We start from the raw sequence: 21699 nt of genomic DNA on the forward strand, positions 1-21699 counted from the left end.
GACCTGCGCCGGTGCGGGATGACCGCACCGGGACGGCGGCGCTTCGGGCTGCGACATTCCTATTCGCTGCGCACCAGGGTCGCCGGGGCGGCGGCGTTGGGCGCGATCATCATCACCGCGGTGCTGAGCTGGGTGTCGGTGGTGGCACTGGGCCGCAACAATCTCGCCCAGGCCGACCAGGAATTGAACATCGCCTCGCGCATCGTGCTGATGCAGCCGCTCATCGCGGTCGGGGTGCTGTCGCTGGTGACCCCGAACAAGGATATGGCGGTGACGGTCCGCGACCACGGTGAGATCATCGCCTCCACCAGCGTGCGCCTCCCGGCCGAGGACCCGGGTTCACATACGGTCACGCTGGGGGGCACGCCGTTCCGGGTGCTGACCACGACCGAGAATCAGCCCGAGGGACGGACCGTATCGATCGCGATCCCGCTGACCGACGCCTATCACACCATGTCCGAGCAGCGGCGCTGGGTGCTGTTCGCGGCCGGGCTGGCGGTGGCGGCGGCGGCCGGGCTGGGCTGGGTGTTCGGTGGCGGCGCGGTGCGCCCGATCCGCGATCTCACCCGGCAGGTGAGTGCGCGCAGCGGCACCAGCACGGCCGAGGTCCGGGTGGACGGATCCGGCGTCTGGGAGGCCGAAAAGCTTTCCGAGGCAGTGAATTCACTGCTGGAGCGAGTGCAGTTCGCCCAGGCCGAAACCGCGGCGGCACTCGAGACGGCCCGCGATTTCGCCGCCGTCTCGGCGCACGAACTGCGCACCCCGCTCACCGCGATGCGCACCGATCTCGAGGTGCTGCGCACCCTGGACCTCGACGAGCAGCAGCGCGCGGAGATCCTCGGCGATCTGCAGCGCAGTCAGGGCCGGGTGGAGGCCACGCTCGCCGCGCTGGAACGGCTCGCCGCCGGCGAGCTGACCGACGAAGGCGACCACGTCGAAACCGATGTCGGCGATCTGGTCGATCACGCCGCCCACGATGCGATGCGCCACTTCCCGGAACTCACCGTCCGCATCGAAACCGATCCCGAACTGATCACCCGTGGCCTGCCGACCGGACTGCGGCTGGCGGTCGACAACGCGCTCACCAATTCCGCCCGCCACGGCGGCGCCACTCAGGCGCTGGTGTCGGCGCATCGCCGCCCCGACGGCTGGATCGTGATCTCTGTCGACGACAACGGCGCGGGCATCCCGGCCGAGGAACGGCGGACCGTCTTCGACCGCTTCATCCGCGGCGCCAACGCCACCAAGGGCGGCTCCGGGCTGGGCCTGGCCCTGGTCGCGCAACAGGCCCAATTGCACGGGGGCCGAGCCTATTTCGATGACGGCACCCTCGGCGGTGTGCGCCTGGTGCTGGAATTGCCGGACCGGCCGATGTCCGCACCGCCATCGCCGGAAATCTGACTCGTCCGAGTTCCCTCACCGAACCCTCAGATATCCGCCAATACTCGCGCAGCCACCGTCGCTACCGTCGAACGGCGTGGCAGGTAGACGTTTTCACTGGACAGTGCTCGGTGTGGTGACCCTGGTGGTCGCCGGTGCGGCGACGGGTGGGGTGATCGCCGCCACCCGGGGTGGTGCCGCGCCGACCGATATCGCGATCGTCAACGCGGATACCGGCCCCGCCGGAGCCCGCATCGTGAAGGCGCTGCAATCCGAGGACGACACCTGGACCGTGGCCGAACCGGGCGCTCGCACCACCGATCACGCCGCGGTGATCACCCTGCCCGCCGACCTCAGTTCGTCATTGGCCACCCTCGCCACGGCACGACCGCATCGAGCACAGCTGACCGTGGCCACCAACGAGCACGCCGACACCGCCGCGGTCGACGATGCGGTCGCGGCGGTGACGCGGCGAATCGCGGCCGCCGGCGTGGATCAGACCTTGGCCGCGGTCGCGAACGCGCGCGGCTCGATGCAGCAGGCCGCCTTCACGTCCCAGCTGCTCGACGCGGGCGTGCGGACGGCCTCCGACGCCGCCGGACAGTTCACCGGCGGCGCCCAGCAGATGCTGGGTTTCCTGGATTCCGCGAAATCCGGTGCGGCGACGCTGAATTCGCAGCTCGGCCAGGTACACAGCACGCTGGGTCAGGCGACGAATCAGGCCGAGAACATGGCCGGCGCCTTCGATGCCACCGGACTGACCATCGGGCAGATCAGTGCCGGTGCGAACGCGATGAGTACCGGGCTCGACCAGGTCCTGCCGCTGCTGCGAGCGCTGCCGTTCGCGGCGGATCCTCAGCTCACCGACATCATCGGAAAGCTGGAGGCACTGCGCTCGATCGCCGGCCAGGCCGACACCCAACTGGCGGGCGTGGCCCGGCTGACCGGGAGCAGCACGGATCCGAATACCGGCCTCGGCACCATCCTGCGCGATGCCGCGAACCGATTGACCTCGGCCACCGCCCAGCTGGACCAGGGCGCCGCCCTGGCCGGGCAGATTCCGCAGCTCGCTGATCAGGCCACCACCCAACTGCAGGGTGCGCTGGGAGCGGTGACCGGCGGGGTCACCCAGATGCAGCGGATTTCGACGAATCTGACCGATCAAACCGGCAAGGCCCTCACCGCATTACCGGCACACAGCACATCCCAGCAGTCCGTCCTGGCGACGAATCTGTCCGATCCGGTCGAGATCGTCCGGCAGTGAACGTTCCTATTCGACGACGTTCAGCAGATCGATGACGAAGATCAGCGTCTTGCCCGACAGCGGGTGGCCGGAGCCCTCGGGACCGTAGGCCAGCTCCGGCGGGATGGTCAGCTGGCGGCGGCCGCCGACCTTCATCCCGGGAATACCGTCCTGCCAGCCCTGGATCAGACCGCGCAGCGGGAAGGTGATGGATTCGCCACGGTTCCAGGACGAATCGAATTCCTCGCCGGTGTCGTAGGTGACGCCCACGTAGTGCACCTCCACGGTGCCGCCGGGTACGGCCTCGGCTCCCTCGCCCACGACCAGATCCTGCACTTCCAGCGTGGTGGGCGCGGGGCCTTCCTGGAACTCGACTTCCGGCTTGGTCATGCGTCCTCTTCCGTTGCGATGGATAAATCGTTCTGTGGATAAACCAATAAAGAGTTCACCATAGCGTTGCCCGCCAAACCGTGTTTCACACGACAGTTGGCTCGGCCGAATTCGCGGCCAGGGTGCAGGATAGGTGGCCGTGGCCCACGTGATCGATATCGTCGACCCCGGCGACCCTCGGGTCGCCGACTTCCGCGACCTCAACTCGGCCGACCGGCGCCCCGACCTTCCGGGTGGGAAAGGCCTGGTCGTGGCCGAGGGCGTGGTGGTCGTGCAGCGCATGCTGGCCTCGCGTTTCCAGCCGTTCGCCCTGCTCGGGGTGGGTCGCCGATTCGATCAGCTCGCCCCCGACCTCGCCGGCGTGGACATCCCCTATTACCGCGTCGGCGCCGAGGTGATGACCGAGATCGTCGGATTCCATCTCAATCGCGGCGTACTCGCCGCCGCCTGCCGCCCGCCGGAACTGCTGCCCGAGGAAATCCTGGAGACCGCCCGCACGGTCGCGGTGCTCGAGGGCGTCAATGATCACGAGAATATCGGCTCGATCTTCCGGAACGCGGCCGGACTCGGCGCGGACGCGGTGTTGTTCGGCGACCGCTGCGCCGATCCGCTGTATCGCCGCGCGGTGCGGGTGTCGATGGGACACGTGCTGCGCGTACCGTTCGCGTCGCTGCCGACCTGGCCCGACGGCCTGCATACGCTGCGCGAGCTCGGTTTCCGGATCATCGCGCTGACGCCGAACCCGGCGGCGGTGAATCTGGCGACCGCGATGACCGGCGACCGGGTGGCGCTGCTGCTCGGCGCGGAGGGCCCCGGTCTGACCGAGGCGGCCATGCGCGCCACCGATGTCCGCGCCCGGATTCCGATGACCCCCGGCACCGATTCGCTCAATGTCGCGACCGCGGCCGCGATGGCCTTCTACGAAAGGGTGCGGACCTCGTGAATCGACCGCTCGGCCGCCCGGACGCCACGCCCGGCGAACCGACACCGTGGGCGGCGGGCATCGCCGTAGCGGTCTTCGTCGCCGCACTGACCGCCGCCGGGGTGTACTCGTTCGGTGTCGCACTGGCCCATGTCCATTGGACGCTCGCGGTGGCGGTGAACGTGATCGCCGTCGCCGGTACCGCACCGACCGCGTGGCGCTGGCGCCACACCCCGGTCACCCGCTGGGTGCTCGGCGGACTCGGCCTCGGGGTATTGATCGGCTGGGTGGTGCTGCTGATCGACGCTGCGGCCCACTAGGTTTCACGATCACAACACGCGGTCGCGTCCGCGCAGCCAGCCGAACCAGCGCTTACTCGCCGGAATCGTCACCGACGTCTCCTGCGCCGCGGGGGCGGGCGCCTGGCCCGCGGGGTAGAGGCTGAAGCCGCACACCTCGATCCGGTCCGGATGCAGAGCGCCGTCGGAAGACCCCGCCCGGTAACGGAATCCGAGCCACTCCTCGTTCGCGGCGTCGGCGAACTCCGGCGGGTCGAACGGCAGGATCTGCGGATCGGGAAAATCACCGGGCCGCAGCCGCACCGGATGGTCGCCGGCCCAGTACGAGCGCTCCCACACCAGCGGCAGCCCTTCGTCCTCGACGATGTTCACCCGCGTGGCACTGAAGGCCCGACGGAATTCCCCGCGCTCCCAATGCGCGAAGGCGCCCCAGCCCAGCGGAACGTCGTAGGACACCAGGTAGGTGTGCTCGGAGGCCAGCGGCCGGATGAGCAGTTCCGGCAGCCGGGTCGGATGGCTACGCGCCGCCTGCACGGTGCAGACCACGGTGACGCCCGGGAAGCAGCCGATGTACATCGAGCCGGGATCGGGGCCGGCCCAGACCTTCAGGGTGCCGGAGGCGGCGGGCACCACGTCGTGGTCGGGATTGAGTTGTTTGGCCAGTGCGAGCGCGGCCTCCGGATCGGGATCGGGGTGGGAGCGCAGAACCGCCGCCGGGTCCGGATCGTCGATATACCAGATCGACGAGGCTGTGGATGGCACCTGCGACACCTCCCGAGCTCGGACGGGTAAGCGTGGTTACTCCCGAGCAATCGCGGGAGCCGAACCACATCCGCCGCCGCGGCCTGCTCGCTGCGCGTCCGACGAGAATCGGGCGCGTACGAAAAATCTACTCCCCCAACAGCGGAAACACCGGCGCTTCTGACTTCTGCCGCGCGTGTCAACCCCCGTTTCCCAACATTCCGGCGGCAACGCGCCCGAACGGGGGTGATCACGCCGAACGGACTTCGCGGCGGAGACCGATGGCCTCCGCCGCGAATTCGATGTGACCGACCGGGTTTTCGTACCCGGCGGCGGACTCAGTGCCCGGAGCTACGAACGCCGAGCAGCACGTCCTCCCAGGACGGCATCGGCGCCTTACCCCGCTTCGCCCGGGCCGTCTTCGGCGGCGCGGGCTTGGTCTCGGGCTTGGCGTTCGCTGCCGCGGCGGTGGACTTCGCGGCCGGGGCCGTCTCCGGCTCCGCGGCGACGGCAGGCTCGGGATCCGCGGCAGGAGCAGCGGGAGCGACCGGTTCGGACGGCTCGGCCGGGACGGTGGGAGCCGCGGCGGCCGGCGCGGCCGGGAGCGCCGGGGTCGCGGGAGCCGCCGTCGTCGTGCTCGGCGGATTCGCCGCCACGGTGCTCTTGGCGCTGACCGGAACCGCCGTGCCGCCCACGGCGGCCCGCTGCTCGAAGTACTCGTCGAAACCGGCCTCGCCGGTCTCGGCCACCGCGGTGGTCTGAACGGGCCCGGCCGGCACCGGTTCCACCACCGGGGCGGGCTCGGGCGCCGGCTCCGGCAGGATGGTGGCCAGTCCGCGCAGCGCGCGGCCGAAATCGGGATCGATCAGGTCGGAGGCCGGATCGTCGAGCGGCACCACCGAGCCGCCGTGCGCGTCCGGCTGGTAGCGCCAGTGCGCGGCGATCACCGAACGGCCCGCCTGCCACTGCAATTGGGCCACCCAGTAGTTCTTCTCGTCCTTCCAGGCGTCCCATTCGGCGATATCGATATTGTGGCCGCGCTCGGCGAAGGCGGCCGAGACGATCTCGATCAGCGTTTCCACCGCGGGACCGTCCTTGCGCACCGGATGCGCCTTCTGCGCCAGCTCGGCCGCGCGGGCACGCTCGAGCAGCACGGGATAGGCGAAACGCTCCACCCGGCTGGCCGGCATGCCGGACTCCTCGGTGACCTGCTCCACCGACGCACCGGCACGGATCCGAGCCTGGATATCGCGAGGACGCATGGTCGCCTCCGTTTCGATCTCGATCTGGCCGAATCGGGCAAGGTCTCCACGCGCGGCGGCACGCAGCTTCTCGTCGGCGGCGAGCCGGTACTTCTGACCGGTCTCGGCATCGACGCACACGATGTGCGCGGAATCGGGCGTCAATCCGATCACTCGAAGTTCACGCACCGTTACCTCCTTATCGCTGCGCCGATCACAGCTGCGCCGAGCACCAACTAGCTCGCGACACCGCCCACGTTCTGGAACAGTAGTGCACTTCTGAGATTCGTGTGGCAAGACACGCGGCCTGAAATCTACCGCCGCGGTGCTGGCGACGACTAATCTGCTCTGTTTCCACGCTCACCGGCCCGCGCCCCGGCAAACTTCCGGCACGATTTCGGTTGGCGCACACCACAACAGCGTAAACGCGAAAGCCGCGGATTTCGGTGACGAAATTCCGCGACTTTCGCGAGCTTTTATCCGAGCGCTGTGGCGATCAGGCGCTGATCTGCTGCACCACCCAGTCGATGCAGCGGGTCAGCTGCGACACGTCCTCGGGGTCGATCGCCGGGAACATGCCGACGCGCAGCTGGTTGCGGCCCAGCTTGCGGTAGGGCTCGGTGTCGACGATGCCGTTGGCGCGCAACACCTTTGCGACCTGCGCCGCATCCACCGACGGGTCGAAGTCGACGGTGCCGACCACCTGCGAGCGGTGCGCCGGTTCCGCGACGAACGGGGTGGCGAATTCGCTGGACTCGGCCCAGGAATACAGCCGCGACGAGGAATCGAGGGTCCGCTTGACGGTCCAGTCCAGACCACCGTTGTTGTTCATCCACTCGATCTGATCGGCGAACAACAGCAGGGTGGCCAGCGCCGGGGTGTTGTAGGTCTGATCCTTGGTGCTGTTGTCGATCGCGATCGGCAGCGAGAGGAATTCGGGGGTGTAGCGACCCGAATCCTTGATTTCGGAGACTCGCTCCAGCGCCTTCGGGCTCATCAGCGCGACCCACAGGCCACCGTCGGAGGCGAAGCATTTCTGCGGCGCGAAGTAGTACACGTCGGCGTCGGCGATATTCACCGGCAGACCGCCCGCGCCGGAGGTGGCGTCGATGGCGATCAGCGCGTTGTCCGAGCCGGCGGGCCGCTGAACCGGAACCGACACACCGGTGGAGGTCTCGTTGTGCGCCCACGCGATCACGTCGGCGACCGGGTCGGAGACCGGCTCGGGCGCGGTGCCCGGGTCCGAGGAGACCACGATCGGATCGCCGATGAACGGGTTGCGCTTGGCCACCGCGGCGAACTTCGAGGAGAACTCGCCGTAGGTGAGGTGCAGCGAACGGTCCCGGATCAGGCCGAAGGCCGCGGCGTCCCAGAATGCGGTGGTGCCGCCGTTGCCGAGCACGACCTCGTAGCCCTCGGGCAGCGAGAACAGATCGCGCAGGCCCGAACGGACGCGCGCGACGACATCCTTGACCGGCTTCTGACGGTGGCTGGTGCCCATCACGGACGCGCCGACCTCGACGAGGGAGCGCAGCTGTTCGGGACGGACCTTGGACGGGCCGCAGCCGAACCGTCCGTCGGCGGGCTTCAGATCGTCGGGAATGCTCGGAAAGGCAGCGGTCATGGGCTCAAGCCTAGAGCGTGATGTGGGTCTCGCGCGTGGGTGGGTCGAGGTTGCGCACACGGATGCGACGGACTCGCCGCAACCGCGCAGATATCCGTAACACCGTGTCGGCGCACGGCCGCCCGTTACCGTTGGGCAATGAGCATGGCAGGGCGGGAGCAACCGGACTCCACGGGCATCTGTGCCGCATCCGCGGCATCCGGGCCCACCGCGGTACCCCGGGACGAGGCGCACGGATCGACCCGGTCCGGCAGCGGTGGGCCCGGCCTGCGCGCGCGCCTGGCCAAGCGGCTCGAGGGAGTCGGAATCATGCTGCGTACGGGCATGCTCTCCGATGGGGCGCGCCACGAATTACTGTTGCGCGGCCTGCCCGGGACGGCCACGATTCTCGGTGTCCGGCCCTGCCGGACCTCCACCTTCGCGGCCCTCCCCGTCGACGGCACCCGGAAACGGGCGGATGCCGCGGGCCGGATCGATGCGGGCTATCGCTTCTGGGTCCGGATCCAGGTCGACGGCGCACTGCCGTACGAGACCCGGGTGCGGCAACGAGTGAGCGACGCCGACCGGACGTCCATGCAACCGGGTGATGTGGTCGGCTGCCGCGTCGATCCGGGTGATCGGGAGCGGCTGGTGCTGTACGTACCCGGCGTCACGGAGGCGACGCGGGTGAGTATTTCGAAGATCCTGTCCGCGGGCCGCCGCGCCGAGGCGACCGTGCTGGCCGCCACGCCGATCGCCGCCGACTATTCGGGCCGCGACGATCCGGTGCTGCGGCTGGATCTGGAACTGCGCGCCTGGGACGAACCGCAGCCGTGGCGGGTACGGATCGTGCAGCCGGTGCCGCTACCGGCGATCGAACTGGTCGATCTGGGCCGGCAGCTCGAGGTCGCGTTCTTCGCCGTGGACCGCGGCGAGTCGGTGGCCGTGGACTGGGAGGCCTCGGCCGAACTCTGAGGCGCGACTCGGGGCAGTTCGACCAAGACTCAGGGCAGTTTGACGAATTCGAAACCGCGCGAACGCAATACCGGCAGGACCACCGACATTCCCTCGGCGGTACCGGATTTCGGGCGGTGCATATGGGCGATCGAGATCGCGCCCGGCTGCGCCGCCGACATCGCGGTGCGAACCTGCGCGGCCGAGAAGGTCGCGCCGGCGTCACCGTTGATGCTGAAGCCGACCGGCGTCTCCCCCAGATCCCGCACGATGGCGACCGCCACATCGTCGTAATGCGCGGTGCCGGCACGGAAGAACCGCGGCGGATGCCCGAGCAGCCGGGTGAGCCGCTCGTGATTGCCCCACACCTCGTCGATCGCCTGCTGCGGGGACGCGGTGCCGGCGATGCCGTAGGCGGTGTGACCGGTGACCGAGAGCGGACAGTGCCGGGTGCCGTGGTTGGCGAGTTCGAACAACGGGTTGGCGGCCAGCCGCTCGGCCCGGCCAGGATCGGCGTCGATCCAGCGCTTGTTGAGAAACAGCGTCGCCGGAATGTCGTGAGCGACGAGGTAATTCATCAGCTCGGTGTTGATCTCGTCGTTGTCCGGTCCGCCGCAGGCGTCGAAGGTCAACGCCATCTGCTTACCCTGCGCCGGGATCGAGGTGATGATGCCGGGCAGGTCCATCCCCCATCCGGTGGGCTGCCGTCCGGCATAGCGCGCGGCCACGGCCACCGGATCGGGCTGTGCGGACAGCCCCGCCGTCACCGGACTCGCCGCCGACGGAACCGGGGGGTGCACCGGCGCGGGCGGCGCGGTGGAGATGATCGTCTTGACCGACGAATTCCCTTCGGCCGTAGCGCATCCCGCAGCGGCGAAACCCGCGGCTACCGCCGCGCCCGCTGCCAGAAGCCGACGTCGCGACAGTTCTGCACCACCCACGCGAGCAGATGCTACGGCAGAGAAGCGACGAGCGCCTCCGCAGAAAGTGCGAAGGCGCTCGAACGGTGGCGGGCCCGGAACTACCGGACGATGGTGTCCCAACCGGGCACGGATTCCGCGGTGCGCGGCGCCGGTCCGGTGTAGATCGCGGCCGGGCGCACCAGCTTGCCCAGCTGCTTCTGCTCGAGGATGTGCGCACACCAGCCCGCGGTGCGGCCACAGGTGAACATGGCCGGCATCATGTGCGCCGGCACCTCGGCGAAGTCCAGGATCACGGCGGCCCAGAACTCGACGTTGGTCTCGATGGCACGGTCGGGGCGACGTTCGCGCAGTTCGGCCAGCGCGGCCTGCTCGAGCGCGGCGGCGACCTCGTAGCGCGGGGCGTCCAGTCGCTTCGCGGTGGCGCGCAGCACCCGGGCGCGCGGGTCCTCGGCCCGGTAGACCCGGTGGCCGAAGCCCATGAGCTTCTCCTTGCGATCGAGGATGCCCTTCACCAGAGCGCGTGCGTCGCCGGTCTTTTCGACCTCTTCGATCATCGGCAGCACCCGCGCGGGGGCACCGCCGTGCAGCGGGCCGGACATGGCGCCGATCGCGCCGGAGAGGCTGGCGGCCACATCGGCGCCGGTCGAGGCGATGACACGCGCGGTGAACGTGGAGGCGTTCATACCGTGTTCGGCTGCCGACACCCAGTAGGCGTCGATGGCCTCGACGTGGCGCGGATCCGGGTCGCCCTTCCACCGCTTCATGAAGCGTTCGGTGATCGTGCTCGCCTCGTCGATCTCCCTCTGCGGCACGGCCGGCTGGTAGATACCGCGCGCGGACTGCGCGACATAGGACAGGGCCATCACCGACGCGCGCGCGAGGTTCTCGCGGGCGGTGGCGTCGTCGATGTCCAGCAGCGGCTGGTAGCCCCAGATCGGGGCGAGCATCGCCAGACCGGCCTGCACGTCGACGCGCACGTCGCCGGTGTGCACCGGCAGCGGGAACGGCTCGGCGGGCGGCAGTCCCTGCCCGAAGCGGCCGTCGACCAGCAGCGCCCAGACGTCACCGAAGGTGACGTGGTTACCGACGAGGTCCTCGATGTCGACCCCGCGGTAGCGCAGCGCGCCGCCGTCCTTGTCGGGCTCGGCGATATCGGTGGTGAACGCCACCACGCCTTCCAGGCCACTGACGAAATCGGGAGGTACGGCCGGACCAGTAGGAGCCGCAGCGCTGGTAGTCATGTTGTGACTCTCCTTGCAAATCGGGCCGCACGATCTGTGGGCGGCCACGCGATGGTGCTGTCCCGGCTCGGCCGGGGTGGTGCTGTCCCGGCTCGGCCGGGCGCGGCCGTATGCCACTCCGGCCGATCACCTGCAACCTTATCCCCCCAGTACTGGGGAGTAACGTTTGGACCATGCGCGAGGAGCAGAATTCACCGGGCTCGGCGGGGGGCGAATCGGGTCTTCCGACCGCGAATTCATCGACTTTGCCGGACCGCTTCGGGGCCGTACCCCGCGTCGATGTCGACATCGCCGCGATGCGGGCCGAATACGGCGGTGATCCGGACCTGACCGAGAGCTGGCCGGCCGACGGGTGGGAACCGTTGCTGCGCAACTGGATCGAACTCGCCACCAACGCCGGTATCACCGAACCCAACGCCATGGTGCTGGCGACGGTCGAGCTCACCGACGCCGGCCCGCGCCCCGCCTCACGCACGGTCCTGTGCAAGGGAGTGTCCGCGGAGGGTGTGACTTTCTACACGAATTACGACTCCGCGAAGGGTGATCAACTCCACGCGGTGCCGTATGCGTCGGCCACCTTCGCCTGGCCCAAGGTCGGCCGGCAGGTGACGCTGCGAGGCCCGGTGGACCAGGTCTCCACGGAGGTGACCACGGCGTACTGGCGCTCACGCCCGCGCAATTCGCAACTGGGCGCGTGGGCCTCGCACCAATCGCGCACGGTGGCCTCGCGGGAGGATCTGGATCGGGCATTGGCCGACGTCACGGCCCGTTTCGACGGCGTGGAACAGATTCCGGTTCCGGCCAATTGGGGCGGCTACATCCTGCGTCCGGAACAGATCGAATTCTGGCAGGGCCGGCGCAGCCGGCTGCACAACCGCATCCGGATGACGCTGCCGGACGGACCGACCGCGATCGGCTCCGCCCGCATCGAACGCCTGCAACCCTGACCCGGAATCCCCGCCGCGACGGGCGATATACCCGAGTAGCGGATCGGCCGGCACCGGCTATATTCATGGGATGATTTCTCGAAGACGCCGCGCCATGGTGAAAGTCCGGCCGTGGTGAAGGTGCTCGCCGATGTCGCACCGCTGCGCGACATCGATTTCCGGCGCCTGTGGGTCACCAATATCGTCACCGTCATCGGAGCCCAGCTCTCGGTGGTCGCGGTCCCGCAGCAGATCTACCAAATCACCGGCAGCTCCGGATATGTCGGCCTGGCCGGGATCTTCGGCCTGGTGCCGCTGATCGTCTTCGGCCTGTGGGGCGGCGCGGTCGCCGATGTCATGGACCGGCGGACCCTGTTGCTCATCACCAGCACCGGCACCGGGCTGACCTCGGTGGCGTTCTGGCTGCAGGCCGCGGCCGGGGTGAACAACGTCTGGCTGGTCCTCGGACTCTTCGCGGTGCAACAGGCGTTCTTCGCGATGAATCAGCCGACCCGCGCTGCCATCATTCCGCGTCTGCTGCCGGGTGATCTGCTCCCGGCCGCCAACTCGCTGAACATGACCGTCATGCAGTTCGGCGCCATCGCCGGGCCCGTACTCGCGGGCGCGCTGATTCCGGTGACCGGACTGTCGATGTTGTATCTGATCGACTCCATCGCCCTGCTGGCCACATTGTGGGCGGTGTGGCGGCTGCCCGCCGTCCCGCCGACCGGAGTGGCCCGCAAGGCCGGATTGAGCACGGTCGTCGAGGGTTTCAGCTATCTGTCCACCCAGCCCATCCTGCTGGCCTCCTTCGCCGTCGACATCATCGCGATGGTGTTCGGCATGCCGCGGGCGCTGTTCCCGCAGATGGCGCACGACACCTTCGGCGATCCGGTGACCGGCGGTGTGGCATTGGGCCTGCTCTTCGCCGCGATGTCGGCGGGTGCGGTCGCCGGCGGCGTGTTCTCGGGATGGCTCGGCCACGTGCGGCGCCAGGGCATGGCCGTGGTCGTGTGCATCGCGCTGTGGGGTGTGGCGATGATCGGCTTCGGACTCGCCGTCGGCGCCACCGGCCATCAGCTGAGCGTCGGGGTCGGACTGTGGATCGCCCTGGCCTGCTTGGCCTTCGGCGGCGCGGTCGACATGTTCTCCGCCGCGCTGCGAACCAGCATGTTGCAGGAGGTGGCGACCGACGAGATGCGCGGCCGGCTGCAGGGCGTGTTCACCGTGGTCGTCGCAGGCGGGCCCCGCATCGGTGATGTTGCCCACGGTTTCACCGCGGCGGCCATGGGTACCGCCGTGGCGGCGGCCGGTGGTGGGGTCCTGGTGGTGATCGGCGTGCTGATCGCCGCGGCCGTCTTCCCCGCCTTCGTCCGCTACCGCGTTCCCCGCGTCCACGCCGAGATTCCGGCCGATCAGCACTCGTGAGCACCCGCGCGGGCCATTAGCATGATCGGGCCCGCGAGCTCACATCGCACACATGTGACCGTGAGGTAGCAGATGGCGACCCTCACGGATCGGCGCTACCGGTGAGCGGCTAGCGTTGAGATAAGTGCGCCGGACGCCGACCGCGCCCGACGCCTACGGTTCTAGCCTGAGAGGGATCCTTCCGTGCCCGCTGAGAACATCAAAGTCGCGCAAACGCCTTCGGACGCCAACGGCGCAGGCGACGCCAAGCCGGTACTTTCCTACCCTGGCGGCGAATACGCCATGACTGTCGCCCAGGCCGTCGAGGGCAACGACGGAATCGATCTGGGCAAGCTGCTGGCCAGCACCGGATACGTCACCTACGACCCGGGCTTCACCAACACCGCGCCCACCAAGTCGGCGATCACCTACATCGACGGTGAGGCCGGCATCCTGCGCTACCGCGGCTACCCGATCGAGCAGCTGGCCGCGAGCTCGAACTTCATCGAGGTCAGCTACCTGCTCATCTACGGCGAGTTGCCGACCCAGGCACAGCTGGAAGACTTCACCGACCGGATCCGCCGCCACACGCTGCTGCACGAGGACCTCAAGCGCTTCTTCGACGGCTTCCCGCGCAACGCGCACCCGATGCCGGTGCTGTCCTCGGCGGTCAACGCGCTCTCGGCCTACTACCAGGACTCGCTGGACCCGCGCGACCCCGAGCAGGTCGAGCTGTCCACCATTCGCCTGCTGGCCAAGCTGCCCACCATCGCGGCCTACTCCTACAAGAAGTCGGTCGGCCAGCCGTTCCTCTACCCGGACAACTCGCTGAGCCTGGTGGAGAACTTCCTGCGCATGACGTTCGGCTTCCCGGCCGAACCCTACGAGGTCGACCCGGAGGTCGCCGCCGCGCTGGACATGCTGCTCATCCTGCACGCCGACCACGAGCAGAACTGCTCCACCTCGACCGTGCGCCTGGTCGGCTCCTCGGACGCCAACCTGTTCACCTCGGTATCCGGCGGCATCAACGCGCTGTGGGGCCCGCTGCACGGCGGCGCCAACCAGGCCGTGCTGGAGATGCTGGACGACATCAAGGCCAACATCAACGGCGGCACCGTCGACGCCGCGGTCAAGGACTTCATCCGCAAGGTCAAGAACAAGGAAGACGGCGTGAAGCTCATGGGCTTCGGGCACCGCGTCTACCGCAACTACGACCCGCGCGCGACGATCGTCAAGAAGACCGCCGACCAGATCCTCGGCAAGCTGGGCGTGCAGGACCCGCTGCTGGACATCGCCAAGGCGCTGGAAGAGGCCGCGCTGACCGACAGCTACTTCGTCGATCGCCGCCTGTACCCGAACGTCGACTTCTACACCGGCGTCATCTACCGGGCCATGGGCTTCCCGACCCGCATGTTCACCGTGCTGTTCGCGATGGGCCGGCTCCCCGGCTGGATCGCGCACTGGCGCGAAATGCACAGCGAGCCTTTGAAGATCGGCCGCCCGCGCCAGATCTACACCGGCTACGGTGCGCGCGACTACGGCGATATCGCCGGTCGCTGAATCACCTGACCCGAAGCCCGCCTTCCATTCGGAAGGCGGGCTTCGCGCATGTCGAGGGTGATTGCCGCGCACGGCTTTTCACTGGTCCGCCTCGGTGGGCACTGCGCCGCAAGCGGATTCGCGCGAATGACAAGCGCACGTTAAGCGGCTCGCTGGCGCTGCCCGGCACCATCGTCGTCGCGGCCCGGAACCGACACCGGGGCGCCGGATCGGGGCCTGCCTCGGAGGGGACGGCAGGCCCCGATCCGTATCTTCGGCCTTCGCTCCGGCGGGTGCACTGCGCCAGGAAAATCCTGGTGCGCGGGATCGGGCCGGCGTGCGAAGGTCGAGGTATGGCGATCGCATCGGAGGTCACGCTCAGGCCCGCGACCGAGGAGGACCTCCCCGGCATCGGGTTGCTGTTGTCGAACGCCTTCGGCGTCTCGCCCAGGGAGGATCCGGTCGTCACCGCGCAGCGGCTGAAGTTGTTCCCGCTCGACCGTGCGCTCGTCGCGGTGGACGAAGGCCGCGTCGTCGGACACACCCGGGACACCACGATGACGCTCACGGTGCCCGGCGCCCACCCCGTCGAGGTCTGCGGCGTGGCCGGTGTCGCGGTGGCGCCGACCCATCGCCGTCGCGGCATTCTGCGCGCGATGTACACCGAACTGCACGAGCGCACCGAGGCCGCGGGGCTGGCGCTGACCATCTTCACCGCCAGCCGGGCCACCATCTACGGACGGTTCGGATACGGGCCGTGTGTGGTGGAGAACCGCGTCACCATCGACCGGCGGTTCGCCGAATTCCTGCCCACCGCGCCGGATCCCGGCGGCGTCACATTGAGCTCCCTCGACGACGCGATCTCCGTGGCACCCGGCATCTACGACCGCTGGCGGCGACTGGTCCCCGGCGCCCAGGCCCGCCCGCATCCGGCGTGGTTGATCCAGTTGGTCGGCAGCGGCGGCCAGGCCGCCCTGTACGCCCTCACCCATCCCGACGGGTACGCGCTCTACCGCTACGACAACCCGGAGCCGCGCAAGCTCACCGCCGAGGTGGTGGAACTGCGCGCGGTCACCGCCGAGGCGCATGCGGCCCTGTGGCGTGCCCTGCTCGGGCTGGACCTGGTGGATACCGTCACCGCCACCATCGGTGACGACGACCCGCTGCCCCACCTGCTCACCGACTCTCGCCTGGTCCGCACCGTGAGCCGTCACGACGGGCTGTGGGCGCGGCCGATGGACGTCCCCGCCGCCCTGTCCGCGCGCGACTACGAGACGGATCTGGATGTCGTTGTCGCCGTGGACGATCCGTTCCGGCACGCCGGGGGTACCTTCGCCCTGCGCGTGCGCGACGGGCGAGCCGAATGCGAACCCACCACCCGCACCCCCGACCTCGAGCTCGGCATCGACGTGCTCGGAAGTCTGTACCTCGGCGCCCACTCCGCGCGCACCTTCGCCGCCGCGAACCGGGTGCGCGCGAAGAACGCGCGGGTGCTCGCGAAGGTGGACCGCGCCTTCCGGGCCGAACGCGAACCGGTCCTCGGCTGGTTCTTCTGACCTGGAACCTTGTCGTCTCTGGTGAGTACGGCACCGCCCTGGCATGCTGGGGAGGTGACCCTCATCCGGTTCGTACTGAATGTGCTCTGGTTGATTTTCGCCGGGTTCTGGCTGGCGGTGGGTTACTTCCTGGCCGGAATCCTCTGCTGCATCCTGATCATCACCATCCCGTTCGGGATCGCGTCGTTCCGGATCGGCGCCTATGTGCTGTGGCCGTTCGGCCGGGAAGTGGTGGCCAAGCCGGGTTCGGGGGCTCCCTCGCTGATCGGCAACATCATCTGGGTGATCTTCGCGGGATTCTGGCTGGCGATCGGGCACCTCGTCACCAGCATTCCGCTGTTCGTCTCGATCATCGGGATTCCGTTCGGCTGGGCGAACCTGAAACTCATCCCGGTCTCGCTGATGCCGCTGGGGCGTGAAATCGTCTCCAGCGACCACGCTTTCGTGGCCTGAGCGCCCGCATCGGGACGCCGGGCGGGCCCTACTCCGAGTCGGCGACCAGCTGCTTCATGATCGAGACCGCGTCGTCGAGCACCCGCAGCTGATCGGGGGTCAGACCGGACAGCTGAGCGAACATCCAGGCCTCGCGGGCGTTGTTCTCGTCCTGGATCAGCGCCTTGCCGGCGTCGGACAGCGACACGATGACCTGGCGGCCGTCGGTGGGGTGCGGATCGCGCTTGACCAGTTGCAGTTCCGAGAGCGAGGCGATCACTCGCGTCATCGACGGAGGCTGTACCCGCTCCTTGGCGGCGAGCACACCGGGAGTCATCGCCCCGTCCCTGGCCAGGGTCGCCAGAGCCGACAGTTGGGTGAGCGAAATCTGCGCGTCGGCGCGACGGCCGCGCAGATGGCGCGTCAGCCGCACGACCGCCAGGGACAGTTCACCGGCGAGCGCGCGGATATCGGAAGGCGTGGTCACAGTGGCAAACGATACGTGACACCACATATGTGGTTCGCCGTTCCCGCCGCTATCGTGGACTTCGTGACCCCCGAGGTGCCCGAGATCCCGCCGCGGCTGACCGATCCACGTCCCGTTCTGGCCGTCGGCTCGCTGGTGTGGCTGGTGGCCACGGTGGTGGTCTGGTGCAACGACAGCTGGGCCGACGCGCGGCCGATCTGCCTGATGGGGCTCGGAGTGGGACTGCTCGGCTACAGCATTTTCGTGATTCAGCGCCGCGGCGCCCGCAGAGGTGACAAAGGCGCGCAGAAAGGGCTGTGACACCGGCCGACACGCGCCACGCCCGAGCGCGCCGACTTTACAGTGTGCGAATTGACTCATCGCGTCCTGGCGGCTTAACTCGCTTCCGTGTCCTCCCGATTGAGCGTCGAAGAACGACGAGCCCACCTCATCGAGGCTGCCATCGGCCTCGCGGAGAAAAAGGGCGTCGCCGGGGTAACTACGCGCGATGTCGCGCAGGCGGCCGGGGTATCGCTCGGTGTGGTGCATTACTGTTTCGAAAACAAAGATGCGCTGATGACCGAGCTGGTCAAAGCATTGTCGATGGAATTGCGCGATTCCGTCGAGACCAATGAAACGGTCTGGCAGGAAGTCGGAAGTGGAAAAGAATCCCTTCAAAATTTGGTGCGCGCCAGCCTGGAACTGCTCTGGCTGAACATCGAATCCACACCGCAACGACAACTGCTCACCTACGAAACCACCACCTACGCTCTGCGTGAAAGTGAGCAGACCCCAGCGAAACTCGCGATCGCGCGCGAACAGTATCTGTTCAACGACGCCACGGTCGCCGACGTTCTCGAGCACGGGCGCGTGGCCACCGGAACCGAATGGCGAATTCCGGTTCAGACGTTGAGCCGATTCACCCTGAATGTCATCGACGGAATCGTTTTGCGCTGGCTCGTCGACGACGACAGCGCGGCGGTGCGCACCCAGCTCGACGTGCTGGCGGAAATGATCACCACCTACGCGAAATAGCCGCGTCGCGTATCACGAACTCGGTTGCCGCTGCACGTGGGTGGTGTCACCCGAACGCCACCACGGCACGGCCACGGTGGCCTCGTAGGCGCCCGTGAGCCGGACCTCCAGACGATCGTGCAGCACCAGCTCACCGGCCGGTGCCGGCAGTCCGAACTGCAATCGCAACAACACACCCAGCGGCTCGTCCGCCCAGGTCGTGCGTTTTCCGGCGCCGAGCACCTCGGCATGCACAGCCTCCGAGGCAGCGGCCACATCGAGCAGCGTGGCCAGCTCGCCCGCATGGTCGATATCGCCGGCGACCAGGCGATCCGGCGGCAGCGCCAGACCGAGCCAGGGGCGGTCCAGGACCAGCGCCCGATCGGGATCGATCACCGCCCCCGACAACGCACGCACCCGCTCCGGCACCCCGATCTCGTCGAGATCCAGCCGCGGCACGGCCGCGGCGAGCCGGCGGTGGGTCTGCGAAACCGCTTCCGGGGTGGGCCTATTCGCCGGATCGGCCAGTGCCTCGAGCAGGGCCACGGCCAGGTCCGCGGTGATGTTCGCCGGGTCGGCGAGCACCGAGTCGAGGGCCGCCAGATCGGCCGCGGAAAAGCCCGGCAGCTGGGGCAGCAGATCGGCGAACACCGGATCCGATCCGGCCCGATGCACGCCGAGCGGACGGCCGTCGACCCGCGCGTGCCGACGCAACCACCACGCGGTGTAGCCGTCGCGGTCGGCGAGCAGCGCGCGGGTGGCCGGTTCGGACAGCAGCAGCCGCAGCGCCTGCGGCCACGCGTCGTCGGCGACCAGATCCAGATCCCGCACCGCCGCGAACTCCGGCGGATCTTCCGGCAACCCCTGCCACCAGCGGTCCTCGTCGTCGAGATCGTGGTCGGGACCGGTGGGATCGGTTTCGGTGACGACGGTGAACCCCCAGCCGACGCCGATCGCACGCAACGCCGTGGCCGGATGGTGCTGCGCGACCTCCGGGTCGAGGGTGCCGAACGGGGATTCGCCGACCAGCACCTCGGCCAGGGGGGCGGCGGGGAGCAGCAGTTCGTCGGCGGGGCGCAATTCACCGGTGCTGTCGGGCAATTCGAGCGCGCCGAGCCACGTCGGCAACGTGACGCCGGCCGGCAGGTGGGCGGCGAGACCGAGCACGGCCTCGCGCAGATCCTCGTCGTCGGGGCGGTGATCGAGTTCGGCGCGCAGGGCGGTGTCGATCAGCAGATCCTCCACACCGGCCTGTTGGGCGCCGAGGCGGCCGAGCAGCTCGTGCGCGGCCTCCGGGTGGACCAGCCGCGCCCACGGCACCGCCACCGCGTCCTCGAGCTGATCGTCGAGCACCACCGTGCGGGGGCCGGTGACCAGACGGCCGTCGGAGAGCGGCACGGCCAGCGCCCCCAACTCCTCGGCGGCGAGCGGGTCGGTGACGAACGGTTCCAGCGCGTCGTAGAGCGAATACCACCATTGCGGCGGGCGCTGCACACTTCCGGTCAGTTCGGCGACGCGGGCCAGGCCGATGCGGTGAACGTCCAGAACGCCGAGCAGTTCGGCGGTGCCGCGGCCCGACAACTCCGGAACCACCAGCGGCCCCAGCAGAGTCGCCAGCAGATCGGCGAGTTCGGTTGTGACGCCCAGAAATACACTCGCACGCGACGGCGCCGCATCGGTACGCACCGGGGCCGCCGCGTCGTCCGCGGACGTGCCGGCCGCGCCGCCGAAATCGGGCAGCGCGACATCGGCATCGGCCGAGTCGGCGCTCGCACCGGCAGCCGGGGCCAGCACCGGCAACCACGGATTTTCGCGCAGCTGCTTCACCAATGCCTCGCGAAGCAGGCCGTCGGCCTCGCTGCGAGCGAAGCCGGGCGCCGGAACGAGCACCAGCCGGTCCCCCGGCGGCAGGGCGCGGGCGAAATCCGCATAGCCCTCGGCCAATTCGGCCACCCGGGCGCCGGGCATCAGCCGGCGCCGATCCGGTTGCAGGGCGATATCGGCGATCACCAGGGCGGGCAGGGACAATTCCTCGTCGGTGCGGGTCGGCGCGCGCAGCACATCGGCGGGCGCCGCAACGGCCCGGCCGTCACGCATCGGGAGCAGCCAGCGCGCCCGCTCGGTGGTGTACTGCCACCACCGGAAGTCCTCGCCGGAGGGCGCGGTGATGCAGACCTGCTGCAGGCCGTTGCCGAGATCCTCCACCGCGCGCCAGGATTCGTCGTCCTCGATCCGGATCGTCTGCAGGCCCGGCAGTTCCAGCAGCAGATCCACCGCCTCGGCCCGCATGGCCGCGAGCAGGTCCGCGGCGTCGACGTCCTCGCGCAGCCACACCACGATCTCGCTGTCGAAACCGGTCTCCGGGGCGACGGCCACCGACCAGGCCAAACGCAGCACCGGGACGGCGGGGCCGTCCGCGCCGACGGGGATGTCGATACCGTTGTCGCGCAGTTCGGTCAGGGTCTGCGCCCGGGAGAATCGTAAAGATCCTGTGGTGGAACGAAATTCCACCTCGTCACCGGCGGACAGGACCGCCGTGAACCCGACACCGAACCGGCCGACCGCCGTACCCGTCTTGCCCGACGCGCGCAACGCCGTCAGCGCGTGCACGCCGGAAAGATCCAGCGGGGCACCCGTATTGGCGATATGCAGAGCCCGGCCGCGCAGCCGCACCGAGACCCGGCCGGAGACCCCGGCCTTGGCCGCGGCGTCGGCGGCGTTCTGTGCCAGCTCGGTGAGCAACCGATCGCGATACCCGGCCCGGACCAGATCCGCCTCGGTGGCGGCGTCCTCACGCAGGCGAGTCGGCGAATTCCGCCACGCGGTGAGTACTCCCGCACGCAAGTCCGCGGTGCCGAACGGATCCTGTGTCACCCTTACGGCTCCCCCGCTCGCGCTCGTCAGTTCTCCTCCGCCGCCCCGGACTCACCGGGCTGCACCCGCACCGCGGACACCGCCCAGGCATCGCTGTAGCGAACCGGTTCGGCGCCGGCCGCGCTCTCGGCGGTGGAGCGATCCGTCTCGGCCGCGGCGGGAGCGCCGGCCGCATCGGGCGCAGCGGACTCGGACTCCGACGCCGACTCGGCGTCCGTGTCGGCGGCATCTGCGGTCGCGGAATGGATTTCGGCATTCGCGGATCCATCGGCATCGCCACCGGTGGCCGCAGCGCCCGATTCCGCCCCTCCGGCCACCGAGGTCGCGGGGGTCGAGACGGTTTCGGCCGACGGTGCCGCTGCCAGGTGCGGGGAAGTAATCCCGGCGCTGTCCGCGGGCGCACCCTCAGCGGTACCGGGGTCGGCCGCAGCAGCGGAAGCGGACCCGGGCTCGGCTGGCTCGGAGGCGTCGCCGACAGCGCTCGAAAGTTCTTCGGTCGCAGGAGTTTCCGGAGCGGCATCGGCGGCACGCACCCGGGTCGCATCCAC

The 21699-nt window shown here is 69.1% G+C and carries 20 protein-coding genes; 12 read left to right on the forward strand and 8 right to left on the reverse strand.

From position 1 onward, the window contains the following. Positions 1-18 precede the first annotated feature (18 nt). Positions 19-1401 (forward strand): sensor histidine kinase, encoded by a 1383-nt coding sequence (locus NMI01S_RS02330; protein WP_062994366.1) that lies wholly within the window; start codon positions 19-21, stop codon positions 1399-1401. Positions 1402-1477: 76 nt separating this feature from the next. Further along, the gene (locus tag NMI01S_RS02335; protein WP_062994367.1) at positions 1478-2644 is read left to right on the forward strand and encodes a YhgE/Pip domain-containing protein; all 1167 of its coding nucleotides are present in this window, start codon (positions 1478-1480) and stop codon (positions 2642-2644) included. 6 nt (positions 2645-2650) lie between these two features. On the opposite strand, the gene NMI01S_RS02340 is transcribed toward NMI01S_RS02335, so the two are convergent. Beyond that, positions 2651-3013: an FKBP-type peptidyl-prolyl cis-trans isomerase gene (locus tag NMI01S_RS02340; RefSeq protein ID WP_062994368.1), complete on the reverse strand. Its 363-nt coding sequence runs from the start codon at positions 3011-3013 to the stop codon at positions 2651-2653. A gap of 139 nt (positions 3014-3152) precedes the next feature. Here NMI01S_RS02340 and NMI01S_RS02345 point away from each other — a divergent pair, with 139 nt between their 5' ends. After that, a complete protein-coding gene (locus NMI01S_RS02345) occupies positions 3153-3956 on the forward strand; it encodes a TrmH family RNA methyltransferase (protein WP_062994729.1) in 804 nt (267 codons plus the stop codon). Then, positions 3953-4255, forward strand: a complete 303-nt coding sequence (locus NMI01S_RS02350) for a DUF2537 domain-containing protein (RefSeq protein ID WP_062994369.1) — start codon at positions 3953-3955, stop codon at positions 4253-4255. Before NMI01S_RS02345 ends, NMI01S_RS02350 begins: the two co-directional genes overlap by 4 nt. Before the next feature lie 9 nt (positions 4256-4264). Here NMI01S_RS02350 and NMI01S_RS02355 read toward each other — a convergent pair whose 3' ends face one another. The 3 genes from NMI01S_RS02355 to serC all read right to left on the reverse strand — a co-directional run bounded on the left by NMI01S_RS02355 (position 4265) and on the right by serC (position 7840). Next, positions 4265-4996: a DUF6928 family protein gene (locus tag NMI01S_RS02355; RefSeq protein WP_063920648.1), complete on the reverse strand. Its 732-nt coding sequence runs from the start codon at positions 4994-4996 to the stop codon at positions 4265-4267. Between the two features lie 317 nt (positions 4997-5313). Beyond that, positions 5314-6405 (reverse strand): septation protein SepH, encoded by a 1092-nt coding sequence (gene sepH / locus NMI01S_RS02360; RefSeq protein WP_062994371.1) that lies wholly within the window; start codon positions 6403-6405, stop codon positions 5314-5316. Positions 6406-6712: 307 nt separating this feature from the next. After that, positions 6713-7840 (reverse strand): phosphoserine transaminase, encoded by a 1128-nt coding sequence (gene serC, locus NMI01S_RS02365; RefSeq protein ID WP_062994372.1) that lies wholly within the window; start codon positions 7838-7840, stop codon positions 6713-6715. A 138-nt stretch (positions 7841-7978) separates the two neighbouring features. On the opposite strand from serC, the gene NMI01S_RS02370 reads away from it, so the two are divergent. Continuing rightward, complete coding sequence (locus NMI01S_RS02370; RefSeq protein ID WP_245716675.1) at positions 7979-8794, forward strand: hypothetical protein; 816 nt, start codon at positions 7979-7981, stop codon at positions 8792-8794. A 29-nt stretch (positions 8795-8823) separates the two neighbouring features. Here NMI01S_RS02370 and NMI01S_RS02375 read toward each other — a convergent pair whose 3' ends face one another. Both NMI01S_RS02375 and NMI01S_RS02380 read right to left on the reverse strand, forming a co-directional pair. Further along, positions 8824-9714 (reverse strand): polysaccharide deacetylase family protein, encoded by an 891-nt coding sequence (locus tag NMI01S_RS02375; RefSeq protein WP_245716676.1) that lies wholly within the window; start codon positions 9712-9714, stop codon positions 8824-8826. 80 nt (positions 9715-9794) lie between these two features. Next, positions 9795-10937 carry a citrate synthase 2 gene (locus NMI01S_RS02380; protein WP_062994373.1) on the reverse strand — a complete coding sequence of 381 codons (1143 nt, stop codon included), beginning with the start codon at positions 10935-10937 and terminating at the stop codon, positions 9795-9797. A gap of 173 nt (positions 10938-11110) precedes the next feature. Here NMI01S_RS02380 and pdxH point away from each other — a divergent pair, with 173 nt between their 5' ends. The 5 genes from pdxH (at position 11111) to NMI01S_RS02405 (ending at position 16818) form a co-directional block, all read left to right on the forward strand. Further along, the gene (pdxH, locus tag NMI01S_RS02385; protein WP_084512189.1) at positions 11111-11884 is read left to right on the forward strand and encodes a pyridoxamine 5'-phosphate oxidase; all 774 of its coding nucleotides are present in this window, start codon (positions 11111-11113) and stop codon (positions 11882-11884) included. A gap of 114 nt (positions 11885-11998) precedes the next feature. Next, positions 11999-13291, forward strand: a complete 1293-nt coding sequence (locus NMI01S_RS02390; RefSeq protein ID WP_174554435.1) for an MFS transporter — start codon at positions 11999-12001, stop codon at positions 13289-13291. Positions 13292-13474: 183 nt separating this feature from the next. Further along, positions 13475-14830 carry a citrate synthase gene (locus tag NMI01S_RS02395; protein ID WP_081879230.1) on the forward strand — a complete coding sequence of 452 codons (1356 nt, stop codon included), beginning with the start codon at positions 13475-13477 and terminating at the stop codon, positions 14828-14830. Positions 14831-15162: 332 nt separating this feature from the next. Then, the gene (locus NMI01S_RS02400; protein ID WP_062994375.1) at positions 15163-16365 is read left to right on the forward strand and encodes a GNAT family N-acetyltransferase; all 1203 of its coding nucleotides are present in this window, start codon (positions 15163-15165) and stop codon (positions 16363-16365) included. Between the two features lie 63 nt (positions 16366-16428). Continuing rightward, positions 16429-16818: a YccF domain-containing protein gene (locus NMI01S_RS02405; protein ID WP_218020912.1), complete on the forward strand. Its 390-nt coding sequence runs from the start codon at positions 16429-16431 to the stop codon at positions 16816-16818. A 28-nt stretch (positions 16819-16846) separates the two neighbouring features. Here NMI01S_RS02405 and NMI01S_RS02410 read toward each other — a convergent pair whose 3' ends face one another. Beyond that, a complete protein-coding gene (locus NMI01S_RS02410; RefSeq protein ID WP_062994377.1) occupies positions 16847-17311 on the reverse strand; it encodes a MarR family winged helix-turn-helix transcriptional regulator in 465 nt (154 codons plus the stop codon). Positions 17312-17347: 36 nt separating this feature from the next. Between NMI01S_RS02410 and NMI01S_RS02415 the strand changes: the two genes are divergently transcribed. Then, positions 17348-17584: a DUF2530 domain-containing protein gene (locus tag NMI01S_RS02415; protein ID WP_030513273.1), complete on the forward strand. Its 237-nt coding sequence runs from the start codon at positions 17348-17350 to the stop codon at positions 17582-17584. 87 nt (positions 17585-17671) lie between these two features. Beyond that, the gene (locus NMI01S_RS02420; protein WP_036497939.1) at positions 17672-18298 is read left to right on the forward strand and encodes a TetR/AcrR family transcriptional regulator; all 627 of its coding nucleotides are present in this window, start codon (positions 17672-17674) and stop codon (positions 18296-18298) included. A 12-nt stretch (positions 18299-18310) separates the two neighbouring features. Here NMI01S_RS02420 and NMI01S_RS02425 read toward each other — a convergent pair whose 3' ends face one another. Beyond that, entirely contained in the window at positions 18311-21151 is a 2841-nt protein-coding gene (locus tag NMI01S_RS02425; protein ID WP_245716678.1) for a sacsin N-terminal ATP-binding-like domain-containing protein, read from the reverse strand. Positions 21152-21699: the final 548 nt, after the last annotated feature.

It is taken from the genome of Nocardia mikamii NBRC 108933 (assembly GCF_001613505.1).
In the GTDB taxonomy this organism is placed as follows: domain Bacteria; phylum Actinomycetota; class Actinomycetes; order Mycobacteriales; family Mycobacteriaceae; genus Nocardia; species Nocardia mikamii.

Bases quoted from the DNA above. Each gene is read 5' to 3' on its own strand.
- NMI01S_RS02330 (WP_062994366.1), top strand. From the start codon at position 19: ATGACCGCACCGGGACGGCGGCGCTTCGGGCTGCGACATTCCTATTCG.
- NMI01S_RS02340 (WP_062994368.1), bottom strand. From the start codon at position 3,013: ATGACCAAGCCGGAAGTCGAGTTCCAGGAAGGCCCCGCGCCCACCACG.
- serC (WP_062994372.1), bottom strand. From the start codon at position 7,840: ATGACCGCTGCCTTTCCGAGCATTCCCGACGATCTGAAGCCCGCCGAC.
- NMI01S_RS02370 (WP_245716675.1), top strand. From the start codon at position 7,979: ATGAGCATGGCAGGGCGGGAGCAACCGGACTCCACGGGCATCTGTGCC.
- NMI01S_RS02380 (WP_062994373.1), bottom strand. From the start codon at position 10,937: ATGACTACCAGCGCTGCGGCTCCTACTGGTCCGGCCGTACCTCCCGAT.
- pdxH (WP_084512189.1), top strand. From the start codon at position 11,111: ATGCGCGAGGAGCAGAATTCACCGGGCTCGGCGGGGGGCGAATCGGGT.
- NMI01S_RS02400 (WP_062994375.1), top strand. From the start codon at position 15,163: ATGGCGATCGCATCGGAGGTCACGCTCAGGCCCGCGACCGAGGAGGAC.
- NMI01S_RS02410 (WP_062994377.1), bottom strand. From the start codon at position 17,311: ATGTGGTGTCACGTATCGTTTGCCACTGTGACCACGCCTTCCGATATC.